Raw genomic sequence first — 14,515 nt, 5'->3', positions numbered from 1 at the left:
AGTACAGATGTATTTATAACACGTATCCTCTTTCACCATGCTGACTAAGATCAAGACCGGTGGTTTCTTCTTCAGTTGTAACTCTTAGTCCCATTATTACATCAAGAGCTTTTAAGATAATGAAAGTAACAATGAATGCATAAGTTGCAGCTGCAACAATGCTTATCAACTGCTTTACAAGGAGATCGGGATTACCATAAAATAAACCATCAGCTCCAAAAGAATTAATAGCAGTAGTTGCAAATAAACCTGTGGCTATAGCTCCCCAGATGCCACCAACACCATGAACACCAACAGCATCAAGTGAATCATCATAGCCAAGCTTGGTTTTAAGATTAACAGCTGCATAACATATCATTCCTGCAAAAAGTCCAATTATAATTGCTGGTAATGGAGCAACAAAGCCTGAAGCTGGGGTTATTGCAACTAAACCAGCAACAGCACCTGATGCAGCACCAAGAGCTGTTGGTTTACCTCTATGTATCCATTCAATAAACAGCCAAGATAGTGTTGCAGCCGCAGTAGCAATATGTGTAACAACAAACGCTGATGTCGCAAGAGAGCCAGCAGCTAAAGAGCTTCCGGCATTAAAACCGAACCAACCAAACCATAATAAAGCAGCACCAAGAAGAGTCATTGTTAAATTATGAGGAGGCATTGGTTCAGTATTATAACCTTTTCTTTTTCCAACTATAATTGCAGCAGCTAATGCTGAAACACCAGAACTTATATGTACTACTAAGCCACCAGCAAAATCAAGAGCACCAAGTTCTCTTATCCAGCCACCAATTCCCCATACCCAATGAGCAATTGGACAATAAACAATGGTAAGCCAGATAGCAACAAAAATTAAATAAGTGCTAAATTTAAATCTTTCAGCAAAAGCACCTGTTATAAGAGCTGGAGTAATAATAGCAAACATCATTTGAAATATCATAAATGCTTGATGAGGAATTGTAGCAGCATAATCAGGATTCGGAGTAAGTCCTACATCTGTTAATCCAGCCCATTTTAGACTTCCTATAAGATGCCCTATATCTGGACCAAAAGCTAAACTATATCCATAAAGAACCCAGAGTATTGTGACAAGACCAAGGGCTATGAAACTTTGCATTATTGTTCCAAGAGCGTTTTTACGTCTTACCATTCCACTGTAAAAAAGAGCTAATCCTGGAGTCATCAACATAACAAGTGCTGTAGATATTAACATCCAAGCGGTATCACCGGGATCCACACTTGGGGGTGTAAGTTCAGCCGAAGATTGTTCTTGTGGATTTGGAGGTGTAACAATTGCAGGAGTTGTAGTTGCTTGCGTTGCATTTTCTGCAAATGCTTCATTTCCTAAAAACGTTAAACCTGTAATAAGTAATATTCCGACTAATAAGGCTATTAAATAAGCCTTTTTGTTTTTTATTGATATTTTGAGTACATTATCAAAAAAACTTTCGATCATTTTTTCCTCCTTATGATTTTTATAGAATTTTTGCAAAATTGAGATATTTTTGAATAAAAAAGATTAAAATTGTACTAAATCCACTCAAAAAGGATTGTAAAATTCTCAATTTTAAGATATAAACAATAAAATGATAATTTTTTGGGCTACAAGATAATATTTCTTGTAGTTTTTTTTAGAACATAATTTGAGTTAGAGCTTCTAATCTTTGGCTGTTTCTACCTTCTTGATTTGCTACTTGCACTAGACCCATCATTAGAGATAAATTGTCACGTAACAGGTAGTTTCCACCAACTGTGTATTCTCTGTTAAGATTTTTCTTAACCTTGGTATTTGGATCAAATTGGTCAAATCTTGCCAATAATTGCAACTTGTTAGTTAAGTAGTAAGAAGAATGGAGATAAAAACTATCTGCTTTTTGTTTGGAATCCAAATAACCATTAGCAGTTAAGTATTCACCCCATAGTGCAAACTTTTTAAGTTTATATCCACTGTAAAAACTTAAAATGTCTTTGTTGTAACTGCCGTTATTACCTGTATAACATCCACCACCTAATTCCAATTTACCAAGCTGTGGATATTTATAAAGAGGTTTTACTGTAGCCCAGCTTGCTAATGCTAAGTGACTGTTTGAATCAGCTGTGTTTTGACCATTACCGTTATAAGCTCCAAGTGAATAAGAAAAGAAGTCCCAATTACCTTCAGCTTTTACACCAAGATCGGGCATATCAGTTAATTTTCTAGACATTTGAGCTTTATCTATTGTTTCTATGGCCATTGGGTTTTGTGGTCCTTCATAGCCGATTGGAACCATGTTTTGTCCAAGATAGACGGTATGATGTGGAATTACATCTAATGTAGCATAAGCTTCTCTTAAAACACCCTTTTCCGAACCGTCAAAAGCTCTTGTAGGAACTAAAGCAGCTACATATCCAACTTTAGGGTTCATTTTTCCGCTAAAGCGAATTTCTGAATATGGTAAAGCAAAATTGGATGGATATTGATCATCACCTTTTTTAAAGTTTCCTGTAAATTGAGCCTGGAGACCTCCATTAATTTTGAATTTTTCACCATAATCAAACTTCCAATCTTTTTTGTTTTCTTCCTCAAGATTGGATACACTGCCTTTTAGGGAATCAACTGATGTTTCTAATGATGCAACTTTACTTGTCAACTCTCCTAATTCACCTTTTAATTCCTGTTTTAAGATTTCGAGCCTTGTTTTCTCTGATTCACTGAGTTGTACTTGATCTTTTTCTATCTTGCCAATAAGGTTAACAAAAATAAAAGCTGCCTCATTACGAGTTAAAGTTCCTGATCCGTTGAATTTTTCAGTAGGCTTACCCATTAATAGACCATATTTCTTTGAAATATCTTCTAATGTTTTGTAAGCCCAATGATCACTTGGAATTGACTTATCAGAAGTTGCTTTGCTTGAGCTTTTTGAAGGCAAATCCTGAATTTCCTGCACTGTTGTGCTCTTAGCTAAAACGCTTGGTGTGGATGAAACAAGTAAAGCAAGAGCAATGATAAAGATTTTGTTTTTCAACTTTTTCTCCTTTCGTTCTTAATTCCGCTCACTCTAATTTGCAAATATAAAAAAAAAGAAAAGACCCACTACCTTTATAGGTTTGTGGGTCTTCTTTATTTTTATTATATTTCAAACAATATAAATCAACCCATAGACCTGCTCTGGTTCTTCTGGTTTTGGGTATTGTCTATTTGTTGATTCATAAAGTTGTTAACTAACAGATTCATTGTAAATCCTTCTCTCTGTTTGATATTTTATTTTTCAATTGTAAGTACTATATATAATAATTTTGCTTTTGTTAAGTGTAATCATTACATTTATTACGAAACCTTTACAATTGTTGAACAAAATAACAAAGCCGAATTGCTTATTATTGCTAAAAAAAATGATTTTCTTAAAATTTTTTGAGAAAAAAATGAAAAAATTTCAAAAAAATACTTCAAATTTTTTCATTTTTGAAGTAAAAAACTGCAATTTTTATTGATTTTTTATTTTTTTATTTTTTTATTTTTTAGATTTTTTCTAAAACAGTTAAAGTTGGATCAAGAAGTCTTCTTCCAATGTTTTCAAACTGAATACTACAAAGTTTTTTGTTTCCGTAGCCTATGACTTTCTTTATAACGCCTAGGCCATACTTATTGTGTTTAACTGCATCTCCTTCATTGAAAATTATTTGTTCTTCTTCAATACTCTCAGGGCTAACTGTAGAATAAATAGGTATATCTGCTGAAGGAGTTTCATTATAATCATTATTTGTATTTGAAAACTCTTCTGTTAAAGCTTCTTCTATATTAGACACTTCGTTTACTGATACAAGATAAGAATTTTCACTATTATCATCTTCAACATAATCAGGCATTTCAATATATTCTTCCTGGAAAAGATCTTCATTGTTATCATTAACATGACTTTGGGTTTTTTGAAACTCTTCAAGGTCTTCTTCTGTATAATCAAAATCCAGACTGCCATCTATATAACTATATTCTTCATCTATTTTTGTATTTTCTTCTTGCAATAAATCATCTGCAAATTGGTAATCTTTATTTTCATCTGTTTCATTGTAAATAATATCAAGGAAATAATCCTCGTTAGCTTCCTGATCAATATGTATTTCTTCTTTTTGAGGGTTTTTTATTTCTTCAAAATTATCTTCTTTATTATGAATTTCAACCTTATTTATTTTATCTTTTTGTTTTGGATTTTCTATTATTTCAAGTTCAGGAGCTTCTATAAAAGAATTTTCAAAAATCCTCTTATTCTCTTTATATTCAAATTCAGAGGAAATATTATCAATTCTTACTATTAAAGGAATTGATTGGGTTATATCTCCATAAAGTAAAGCTTCTTTGCTATTTAATTTGTTTAGAAAAACTTCAAAATTCGATAATTTATTTGAATTAATTTCTGGAGAATACATAATCATATTTTTAGCTACAGAAAGGACATTATTGAAATATTTTGACTTATAATCAACAGAAACAATAGGTTTTATACCACTTCTATAGCCTTGAATGTAGAGTTTAGTAATTAAATCCGAATCAATATTTGTTTCATTTGCATTAAATATAACAAAAAAGCGCTGATTATAATCTTCAATATTGAGATCTATAATGTAATCAACAAAATTCTTATGCCAACTAGAAGAAATTCTAGAGAAATCAACTATAATGAAATCTGTGTTTTTGATACACATCTTGAAAGATTCTGTTTCAAATTTATTATTGGCAAAAATATTTTGTTTCTCAATCTTTGTAAGCTTATTTCTAAGTAAAATCAGCTCTGTAGTTCTATTTTCTTCATATTCATCATTTACAACTTTTTTAAAATGCGTGAAAGGAATAAATCCTAGTTTGCTTTCTTCTATATATTCCTGAAGACTCATAAAAATATCTTCGATAATTGCTCTGGTTTCAGCAGAAACATTGACCAGACTTTTATCATATATACTTTCTACACCTTTTGAGTTAAGAGGGAGTTTGAAATTTCTTCCTGCTTCCAGTCTGTTTGCTGTTGTTATATGAGAATATTCTCCGGTAAAGTCAAAGAGAACAACCTTTGCTTGATTATTAACCAATTCTTGAGCTAATAAATATGAAGTATTAACCCTTTGATATTGTTTATCACTGAGAATTACTGTAGGATTTTCAAAATTTGCTGCTTCTATATCAAGTTTAGCATTATCATATAGAGATAAATATCCTAAAGTAACAGGGTTTTTTTGTTTTAAACCACTTATATAAGATATTAATTCTTTATTTGAAACCTTTTCAACTTTAAACTCTTTTGAAGGAATGTTTCCTTCCCATTCGTACCATTTATTAGACTGTTTTAAAGTAAGTAAGATTTTGACATTTGCAATATTATTTGAGGCTGTTTTTTTAGAATTTTCTATACCAAAAACTTGAGCTATGACACCATTATTCTCTTCATTGATAATTTTGATTAGATTACCAAGTAAAAGCTCCTCTTTTTGTGTATTAAAGAGGATTTTTATAATGTCATTATTAATTGCTCCGATTAACATATTTATTCCCTGAACTAATCTGCTGTTTGCTTTTATAAATAGTAAGATTTCATTAAATTATTACATGAAAAAATCTTTATCATCAACGAGGTTACTAAATAATGTAGTAATGTAATCTTCAACACTACCAAATGATATATCCCATCTGACTTCTCTTGAATCTGGTTCTATGAAAAAGAAAATAGGGCTGAGATGTTTTGTTACTCCTTTCCATATATAAATAGGGACGATATGTATTCCTGCAATTCCGTCTGAAACATCGGGCTTACTTCTTTGAAAATATATTCTATGATGCTGTCCTTCGATAACAAAACGGTTTTTACCTTCTTGTTGGTATGAAATAATTTTACATCCAAGTTTATCATTGATTTCACTTGCTAAATCACAAAAAATGCCTGCAAAATCATTGGAAAATACTTTATCAGCAAGAGGATTTATAATTTCCATTTTGTATTTTTCAACTTTTTCATCAACTAGTAGTTTTTTTCTATATTTTTCTACTAATTGCTCCACTCTGGACATTTTTATTTCCTTTATTTTTATATTCACAATTATACTATAGGCTCCCTTTTTCAGAAAAATTTTTCTTCAAGCTTTATAAATGTTTTGAAAACATAATCTTTTTTATATAATTTGTTTAAAAGAAAGTAGGACATTAATGATAGCAAATGTGTTTACCGGTTCTGTTATTGGTATTGATGGCTATAAAATTACTGTAGAAGTCGATACAAATCAATCTCTTCCCGGTTTAACCATTGTTGGACTTCCTGATACTGCTGTTTCAGAAGCCAAAGAAAGAATTAGATCAGCAATAAAAAATTCCGGATATTCTTTTCCTACAAAGAAAATCGTCATAAACCTCGCTCCTGCCGATATAAAAAAAGAAGGATCAGGCTTTGATTTGCCTATGGCTATTGGCGTTTTAGCATCTAATGGTGATATTGATCCTGAAAATTTGAAAGATATAGGCTTTATTGGTGAATTATCTTTAGATGGAAGTATCAGAGGTGTTAACGGGGTATTACCTACGGTTTCTTGCCTAAAAAAAGAAGGTATTAGAAAAGTTATAGTTCCTAAAGAAAACTCTGTCGAAGCTGCTCTTATTGATGGAATAGAGGTTTATCCGGCTGAATGTTTAGGCGATGTAATAAATTATTTAAATCCTGATGTTATTTCAGAGTTTAAACTGGAAGCTTTTAAGATAAATATTAGAGAATATTTAAGAGAAAATTCTCAAGAACAGGTTTTTGTAGATTTTCAGGATATAAAAGGACAGGAAAAAGCCAAGAGAGCATTAGAGTTAGCTGCGGCCGGTGGCCATAATATCCTTATGGTAGGAACTCCTGGGGCTGGAAAAACACTTCTTGCTAAAGGTTTTTCGGGTATATTACCTCCTCTTGAGATTAGTGAAGCTATTGAACTATCAAAAGTTTACAGTGTAGCCGGTTTGTTAGATAAAAATACTCCTCTGGTAACTGTTAGACCTTTTAGATCACCTCACCATTCTGCTTCATCAGTTGGAATAATAGGTGGGGGAACAAATCCAAAACCAGGTGAAATAAGTCTTGCACATAGGGGTGTTTTGTTTCTCGATGAAGTAGTTGAATTTCCAAGAAATGTCTTGGAAGTTTTAAGGCAACCTCTTGAAGATGGTAATGTAGTAATTTCAAGAGCACAAATTAGTGTTAAGTATCCGGCTGATTTTATCTTGCTGGCAGCAATGAATCCTTGTCCTTGTGGATATTATGGAGATACTACAAAACAGTGTTCCTGCAATGATTTTCAGGCAAAGCGTTATTGGTCAAGATTATCCGGCCCATTACTTGATAGAATAGATATTCAAATTGACGTTCCAAGACTTAAAGAAGAAGAATTACTGAATCATTCTCCATCAGGAGAAATTTCAAAAACCGTAAGAGAACGAGTAATTAAAGCAACCGAAATTCAGGTTAGTAGATTTAAAGATGAGAATATGGTTTCGAACTCACAAATGACTCCAAAATTAATTAAGAAGTACTGCAAACTAAACACAGACTCTGAAAATATGCTAAGAAACGCTATTTCAAGACTAAACCTTTCCGCAAGAGCTTATGATAGAATACTTAAGTTATCAAGAACTATCTCTGATCTTCAGGGGGAAAAAGATATAGAAGCTTATCATATTGCAGAAGCCATTCAATATAGAACTTTAGACAGAGTTTTTGGTTGATTAGTAATATAAATATGAGGGTACTTCGCACTGTCATTGCGAGCCATGTATCGTGACTTAAAGAAATAATCGTATTTGCGTGGCAATCTATACAATATACTATTTAAACCTTAAAATCACATTAAAGTTGTACGTTGGTAAGATCCTCACGTCACTTCGCTCCTCAGGATGACAGTGCGTGTTACTAGGAATGATTGTTGACTTGAACAAGTGACTGTGTCATCTCGCAATGGTAATGCGTATTATTGGAAAGATTGATGACCAACGGAAGTACGAAGTACCTTGCAATGATATCCAAGATTATTTAAGTAGTAACTTGAGTTATTAATCTATATAAAATCTTTAATTAAATGCTTTTTTATTTTCAATTTTTTCTTTAATTTCTGGGATTTTAATCTCGATAAAATCTTTTGCTAATTTCATAAAATTATTTGCTTCTTTATAACTTACTTGTATTTTAGTTTGTCCATCTCTTGAGCAATAGTATGGTTCACCTTCATGAACTACTTTATTCCTTGTTTTGAAAAGGGTTTCAATCTTATCAAGATCAATCTTTAATCCATAAATAAATGGATATTTATTTATTAATACGGTTAAATATTTAATTACTGTTGGTTTTTCTCTTGTTTTTGGATTTTTTCTCATATCATCAATAATTCTTGCAACTTTATTCCTGTCAAAATACTTATTAACAAGATTTTTAACAGGAATTTCTATAGCCATCGCAGCAAGAAGTATAGCAACATCAAAGTTTCCACTTTCCATTTCATAAAAAGCTAAACCAATTACTTCTTTTTCTTTTAATATTTCATGTTCGCCTGATTGAAATTGTTTGCGAATTTTTTCCAGAGATTCATCTAAATTACTAAAACGCTCTGCATTATTAGAAAATTTTATATTAAAGCCGAATGGTTCAAAGATTAATTCACTATTTTTGTAATAACTAACAGAATCAAGGTATTCAAAGAGCTTATTTTTTGTAGTAATTCCGCCGGTATCTGAACCTTCAAACTTGGGGAGTTGCCATTCCCATAGAAAAAGTTCTTGTTTTAGCATAGAAAGATATGTATTTAAGTGATTTGCAACATTATCACTTATGTTTTTCTTGAATCTATCATTAAATTCAAGCTCTATTTCTTCTTTTGTATTGATTATTACGGATATTTCCTGAATAAAATCATAATTATATTCGAGATAAATATTTTCTCCTGTTTTTTCATATTCCTCTTTTAATTTATCAATATATTCTCTTCTATCATCAAAATTTCCATCGAGTTTCATTATATTTATTTTAGGAAAGTGAATAATATATTTTACTTCAAGGTTGTTATAAGTATATTCTGTATAGACAATCGGCTCTTTTTCCTCAAATAATAACTTTGAAGTAAAAGGGAATTCAAGATCTTTAAATAAAAACCTATAATTAATGGAATATTTGTTCATTATCCAACCTTAAAGAAATCTTCACTCTTTTTTATATTATAGAGATATTAGTTTCTTCAGGCAAATTTGTTGAAGATTAATATATTTTTCAAGTTAATTATGTTTATTAAATTGTTTAACTCTCGAAAACACTTCTATATCTAATTCTTCCATAATATTTGATAAGAAATAAGCAGTGCTGGCAACCATAGCAGCATTGTCTGTACAGAATTTCATAGCCGGTGCATTAACTCTGAAACCTTCCTGTTCCTGTTTAAATAATTTTCTTCTGATTTCAGAATTGGCTGCAACCCCACCTGCAAGAGCTATTTGATTTATATTACTGTCTTTTGCTGCTTGAAGAGTTTTTTTCAGCAAAATTGAACTGACTGTTTCTTGAAAACTTGCTGCAATATCGGCTTTTGGAATTTCCTGGTCTTTAAAACTTTGAATTAATCTTAATACTGCGGTTTTAAGTCCACTAAAACTAAAATCATATTTATTAACCTTGGCTTCAGTAAATTTAAACCTGTTTTTATCTCCTTCTTTTGCCAATTTATCAAGCATAGGACCACCAGGATAAGGTAAACCTAGAAGTCTTGCAACTTTATCATAAGCTTCACCTACAGCGTCATCAAGAGTTTCTCCAAGTAATTCCTGATTGGAATAAGAATTTACTCTGATAAGTTGTGTATGTCCACCACTAATTAGTAGACAAATAAAAGGTGGTTCAAAGTCACTTTCAAGATAATTTGCACAAACGTGGGCATTGAGGTGATTTATTCCTATAAAAGGCTTATCATATATAAGACTTAAGGTTTTAGCAGCATTTAATCCTACTAAAAGAGCTCCAACCAAACCTGGGCCAACTGTTGCTGAAAATGCTCTTACTTCTTCTATCTTTATATTAGCTTTTTCAATAGCTTCTTCTATAACAATATTTATTGTTTCAAGATGTTCCCTTGCTGCAACTTCAGGAACAACACCTCCATATTTTCTATGAGTTTCAATTTGAGAAGCTACTACGTTTGATAAAACTGTTCTTCCATTTAAAACAACTGCGGCAGAAGTTTCATCACAACTTGTTTCTGTTGCAAGGATTATCTGATCTTCCTTTAGGCCAGGACCTATTTCAATTATATTTTTGCTTATAGGTTTTTTTACTTGTTTTTTCACTATTTATTTATTTCTATAGTATCTGCTTTATTTAAATTAAGGGTTTCTTCAAAATATGTTTTAATAAATTGTCCTAAACTTTGTCCTTTTCCACAAGTACAACCTTCATCAGATCCACAACTAAAAGAGGTCCCATTAAAATTGTTATCGATATCTTCAAGGGTCGTATTATCAATTTTTATTTTTCTTACTTCTTCTGAAAATTCATTTTTTTGTCCTAATTCAAAATCAAACTTCTCTTGAATATTAGGATTTTTCTTCATTTGTTCTTGTGTTTTTTCAAAAAAATCAACTAATTTATTAAAGAAACTTGCTTTTCCGGGACACATTTTCTTTTCTTCAACAGCTTTATTAACTGCTTCTTTAATTTCCGGTAAGGTTGCCTTAAAAGATATTTCTCTTTTTTCTGGTTTTTTCACAGTATAACCAAGGTTATAATTCGATTGAATATTCATATAACACTCTCCTAAATACTTGCTTATACTGTAAAAAACATGTAAAAAATTTTTTTGATAGTTATAATGTGTTTTTTAAGAAACTTTAACTCTAAAATTTCTAATAGTGCTTCAATGATAACTGATAACTTTAAACTAAGTCCTATTATTTCAGAGGCTTCAAACGTTAACCTGGGTTAGGTAATGGATATTACCAAACTTCTTAATTACCGGGATTTGCTCCTACTATAGCATATAAATCGTTAATGTTATTTTTCTTAAAAGTTTTCATTAATTCTTCAAGGGTAATTCCTGTAGTACAAATATCATCTATTAATAATAATTTAGTGTTGTTATAAGCTTCTTTTTTAACTTGGAATGCATCTTTCAGGTTTTCTAACCTTTCTACTTTTTTTAATCTGTATTGAGGTTTTGTGTCTTTTATTCTTTTTGCAATATCTTTATTTACTGAATATCCTGTTAATTTTGAGAATTCTTCTGCTACCAGTAAAATATGATTATATCCTCTCTCTTTTTCTCTCTTTTTATAAAGAGGCATGGGTACTATTTCAAAACTTTCGTTTGATAAATCTGTTTTTTGCCAAAAATCATAGAGGATTTCAGCCATATATTTGGCTAATTCCTTTTGTTTATGATATTTGAGACCTCTTATCAATTTTTTTAGATTATCAGTATATAAACTTGCAGAATAAACTGACATTTCATTGATTAATTTTATCGGCTCAGGAAAATTTAACTCTATTTTTTCATAACAATTTTGGCACATTATTCCTGTGGGGCAGGGTTTGCGACAAAAATAGCAATTTCTGCGATATATCCAGTCTAGTAATTGTTTTATTATATTGATCATTGCTAAAATAATTAAATTCTTGTGATACTTTTTAATTTTACGATAACAACGTAAAATTTCTAGAAAATATACTTTTTAACGTTTTATACTCTAAAATTGCTTCGCAAGAAAATATCTTTCCTGGTATTCACGTTTTTTGGTTTGCAACGGCATTTTGGATTATTGATAATTATGGTATGGTCTGATAAAAATAATAGAAATATTCCGGAACTTCCCACAATAGATAAGATCTCAACAGAAGTTCCTTCAGTATCAAAATATTTAGATGCTTTTAGACTTACTTTTGCTTTTAAACAAGCTGAAACTGATACATTACCCGTTATTGATGTAGCAGGTAATGTTGTTGGAATAGTTTCTGAGTATGATCTTGCTAAAGTTCTTCCTGAATGGAGTTTTGATAAAGAAAGTTATCAACACAAGATAACTGTAGCAGACATAATGACAGAAGATGTTTGGACAGAGCCTGAACATACAAATATAAAAAATCTTTTATCCAGTGTTCATGAAATGCATACAAGAGTTATACCCATTGTTGATAATGAAGGAAAATATACAGGAAGATCTATAACAAGATCAGCTCTTATTTCTTATCTTACAAGAATGGTAAAACCTTTATCCATAGGGGGTCTGGCAACTCCTTTAGGAGTTAGTATGACAGACGGTCATCATCTAGCAGGGCCGGGACAATTAGGATTTGTTTTAACTGGTGTATCTTTTGCCTTTATTATTATAATTATTCAGATATTTACAGGGTTTATTTTCAGTTTTATTAGCGTAAATTACATCATTGCAGTAATTATTCAATTAATACTATTTATTCTTACTTTGAGATTTACTCCTTTTGCTCAATACCATGCCGCAGAGCATCAAACTATTCACGCTATTGAAAAAGGACTTCCTCTTACACCTGAAACAGTAAGAATGCAGCCAAGACCTCATAAAAGGTGTGGAACTAATCTTTTGGTTCTACTCTTAGGAATACAATTTGTTTTATTATTATCAATGCAATTTGCGCAATTCGGATTTTTTGCTCAGTTTTTATTCTTAATAGTAGGATTTTTATTTGTTTTTTCTAACTGGAGAAAAGCTGGTATATGGCTTCAACAGTATTTTACAACTGTAAAAGCTACTGATAAACAAATTCAAAATGGAATAAAAGTTGGAGAAGAATTACTTAAAAAGCATAAAGAAGATTTAAATCCCAATCCTCCAAATATTTTCCAAAAAATATGGAATATGGGTTTAATTCAAATTTTGGGAAGTTTTTTGCTTGTAACCTGGTTTTTTGATTATATTTTAACTCATCTGTGATAATATATTATGGAAGACAGATTGCCCATTATCTATGAATTAAGTATTTGGGAATTGGAGATAATTAAGGAATTCTAATAATATGCATATTATTACAATGTTGTTTTTACTAAGTATTTTGGTTCTTGTTCATGAATTGGGGCATTTTAGTGTTGCCAGAATGCTGGGAATAACCGTTGAAAGATTCGGGTTTGGTTTACCCTTTGGTCCTACATTGTTTGAAACAACATGGGGAAAAACAAAAATAGTGGTTCATGCCTTTTTATTAGGTGGTTATGTTGCTTTTCCTGATGATGATCCTGATAGTGATGTTCCAGATGATGATCCTGGCAGAATTTCAAACAGAAAACCCTGGGAAAGATTTTTAGTAATTATTGCAGGTGTTACTGCTAACATCATAATAGCTTTTTTAATTGTTCTTTTTGTTGGAGTAGCTTCTGGAGGAGTGCCTTCTGGAGATTACAAAGTTATTGTAGATGGGATTCAAACAGATAAAACTTTATCTGCAAGTAGCATAAATATTAAACCTGAAGACAAAATTGTTTCAGCTAATGGGGTTGTTATTGATTCTCCCTACAAATTTATTGAACTTGCAAAAAGAAGTAAAAAGTTTGATAACTATGTTAGTTATGACAAAATTAGTGCTCAGACAAAAGCTATTTTGAATTTAAACCCTGATATAGTAAATAATAAAAATACTGTTATTCCAAAAGGAACCAGTATTAAATTACCTGCTTCATCCTATGAAGATTCTTTAACTATACCTAAAGATGGTTTAGTAGGTATCTCAGAACATAAGCCTGATGGGCAAAAACTGAGCGAAAACCAGCAAAAACTAAGAAATTCTCTTTCGGATAAAGATTATTATATATCTGATGGACAGACAACTCTTACAGATTTAGCAACAGCTACTGGAGATACTGTTCATCCTATTAACATTGTTGTTGATAGAAATGGTGAAATGGTACAACTTTCTTCTGCTTATCCAAACAAAGAAGGTGTTATTGGTATAAAATTAAGATCTGAAGAGGTTAATATTCCTGTTACCGGACCTATTTCATCCATAAAAGGATCTTGGGATTTCTTATATAGAAATACTAATTATATGGTTAGTGGTCTTGGCATGATCGTAACAGGCCAAATACCTTTTCATGATTTACACGGAATAGTTGCAATTACTAAAGTCGGCAGCGATATTATTGAAAAAAGAGGTTTGTGGGATGGTTTATTGTTAACAGCTTTAATTAGCATAGATCTTGCTATAGTTAACATTTTACCAATTCCTGCTCTCGACGGTGGACATTTATTATTTCTGGCAATCGAAAAACTTAGGGGCAGACCTGTTAACGAAAAAACACAGGAAGCTTTCGCAAAATTTGGATTTTTATTCCTTATAGGTTTAATGATATTTATTATATTTAATGATATTTTGGCTCTTGTAACTGATAAAATATAGGGTAATATCCATTACTTAGGTTAACGTTTGAATCAAATAACGAGGTATTATTGGAATGATCGTTAATTTGAGAATGTGGCTAAGCCACTGAATCAGTGGGACTTAGCTTAAAGTTATCAGTTATCGTT

At 31.2% G+C, this 14,515-nt stretch carries 10 protein-coding genes and 1 pseudogene; 3 read left to right on the top strand and 8 right to left on the bottom strand.

Going from position 1 to position 14,515, the window contains the following annotated elements; translation table 11 throughout:
* Window positions 1–13 precede the first annotated feature (13 nt).
* The 4 genes and pseudogenes from A2255_04665 to A2255_04650 all read right to left on the bottom strand — a co-directional run bounded on the left by A2255_04665 (window position 14) and on the right by A2255_04650 (window position 6,030).
* Window positions 14–1,243: pseudogene (locus tag A2255_04665) on the bottom strand (ammonia channel protein).
* Window positions 1,244–1,628: 385 nt separating this feature from the next.
* On the bottom strand, window positions 1,629–3,002 hold the full coding sequence (locus tag A2255_04660; GenBank protein ID OGI17810.1) for a hypothetical protein: 1,374 nt from the start codon (window positions 3,000–3,002) through the stop codon (window positions 1,629–1,631).
* Between the two features lie 493 nt (window positions 3,003–3,495).
* On the bottom strand, window positions 3,496–5,508 hold the full coding sequence (locus tag A2255_04655; GenBank protein OGI17809.1) for a hypothetical protein: 2,013 nt from the start codon (window positions 5,506–5,508) through the stop codon (window positions 3,496–3,498).
* 60 nt (window positions 5,509–5,568) lie between these two features.
* Window positions 5,569–6,030 carry a hypothetical protein gene (locus A2255_04650; protein OGI17808.1) on the bottom strand — a complete coding sequence of 154 codons (462 nt, stop codon included), beginning with the start codon at window positions 6,028–6,030 and terminating at the stop codon, window positions 5,569–5,571.
* A 136-nt stretch (window positions 6,031–6,166) separates the two neighbouring features.
* Here A2255_04650 and A2255_04645 point away from each other — a divergent pair, with 136 nt between their 5' ends.
* The gene (locus tag A2255_04645; protein OGI17807.1) at window positions 6,167–7,717 is read left to right on the top strand and encodes a magnesium chelatase; all 1,551 of its coding nucleotides are present in this window, start codon (window positions 6,167–6,169) and stop codon (window positions 7,715–7,717) included.
* Between the two features lie 342 nt (window positions 7,718–8,059).
* Here A2255_04645 and A2255_04640 read toward each other — a convergent pair whose 3' ends face one another.
* From A2255_04640 to A2255_04625, 4 genes are all read right to left on the bottom strand, one after another.
* The gene (locus A2255_04640; GenBank protein OGI17806.1) at window positions 8,060–9,160 is read right to left on the bottom strand and encodes a hypothetical protein; all 1,101 of its coding nucleotides are present in this window, start codon (window positions 9,158–9,160) and stop codon (window positions 8,060–8,062) included.
* A 93-nt stretch (window positions 9,161–9,253) separates the two neighbouring features.
* Complete coding sequence (locus A2255_04635; GenBank protein ID OGI17811.1) at window positions 9,254–10,270, bottom strand: tRNA (adenosine(37)-N6)-threonylcarbamoyltransferase complex transferase subunit TsaD; 1,017 nt, start codon at window positions 10,268–10,270, stop codon at window positions 9,254–9,256.
* A 44-nt stretch (window positions 10,271–10,314) separates the two neighbouring features.
* Entirely contained in the window at window positions 10,315–10,770 is a 456-nt protein-coding gene (locus tag A2255_04630; GenBank protein OGI17805.1) for a hypothetical protein, read from the bottom strand.
* A 202-nt stretch (window positions 10,771–10,972) separates the two neighbouring features.
* Window positions 10,973–11,536 carry a hypothetical protein gene (locus tag A2255_04625; GenBank protein ID OGI17804.1) on the bottom strand — a complete coding sequence of 188 codons (564 nt, stop codon included), beginning with the start codon at window positions 11,534–11,536 and terminating at the stop codon, window positions 10,973–10,975.
* Window positions 11,537–11,791: 255 nt separating this feature from the next.
* Here A2255_04625 and A2255_04620 point away from each other — a divergent pair, with 255 nt between their 5' ends.
* Together A2255_04620 and A2255_04615 are read left to right on the top strand one after the other, a co-directional pair.
* On the top strand, window positions 11,792–12,931 hold the full coding sequence (locus tag A2255_04620; protein ID OGI17803.1) for a hypothetical protein: 1,140 nt from the start codon (window positions 11,792–11,794) through the stop codon (window positions 12,929–12,931).
* Window positions 12,932–13,013: 82 nt separating this feature from the next.
* Entirely contained in the window at window positions 13,014–14,387 is a 1,374-nt protein-coding gene (locus tag A2255_04615) for an RIP metalloprotease RseP (protein ID OGI17802.1), read from the top strand.
* Window positions 14,388–14,515: the final 128 nt, after the last annotated feature.

Source organism: Candidatus Melainabacteria bacterium RIFOXYA2_FULL_32_9 (assembly GCA_001784615.1).
In the GTDB taxonomy this organism is placed as follows: Bacteria; Cyanobacteriota; Vampirovibrionia; order Gastranaerophilales; family UBA9579; genus UBA9579.
The sequence above is the reverse complement of the archived record's forward strand: the minus strand, read 5'-3'. Positions and strand labels throughout refer to the sequence as shown.

Bases quoted from the DNA above. Each gene is read 5' to 3' on its own strand.
- A2255_04655 (OGI17809.1), bottom strand. From the start codon at position 5,508: ATGTTAATCGGAGCAATTAATAATGACATTATAAAAATCCTCTTTAAT.
- A2255_04650 (OGI17808.1), bottom strand. From the start codon at position 6,030: ATGTCCAGAGTGGAGCAATTAGTAGAAAAATATAGAAAAAAACTACTA.
- A2255_04645 (OGI17807.1), top strand. From the start codon at position 6,167: ATGATAGCAAATGTGTTTACCGGTTCTGTTATTGGTATTGATGGCTAT.
- A2255_04640 (OGI17806.1), bottom strand. From the start codon at position 9,160: ATGAACAAATATTCCATTAATTATAGGTTTTTATTTAAAGATCTTGAA.
- A2255_04630 (OGI17805.1), bottom strand. From the start codon at position 10,770: ATGAATATTCAATCGAATTATAACCTTGGTTATACTGTGAAAAAACCA.
- A2255_04625 (OGI17804.1), bottom strand. From the start codon at position 11,536: ATGTGCCAAAATTGTTATGAAAAAATAGAGTTAAATTTTCCTGAGCCG.
- A2255_04620 (OGI17803.1), top strand. From the start codon at position 11,792: ATGGTATGGTCTGATAAAAATAATAGAAATATTCCGGAACTTCCCACA.
- A2255_04615 (OGI17802.1), top strand. From the start codon at position 13,014: ATGCATATTATTACAATGTTGTTTTTACTAAGTATTTTGGTTCTTGTT.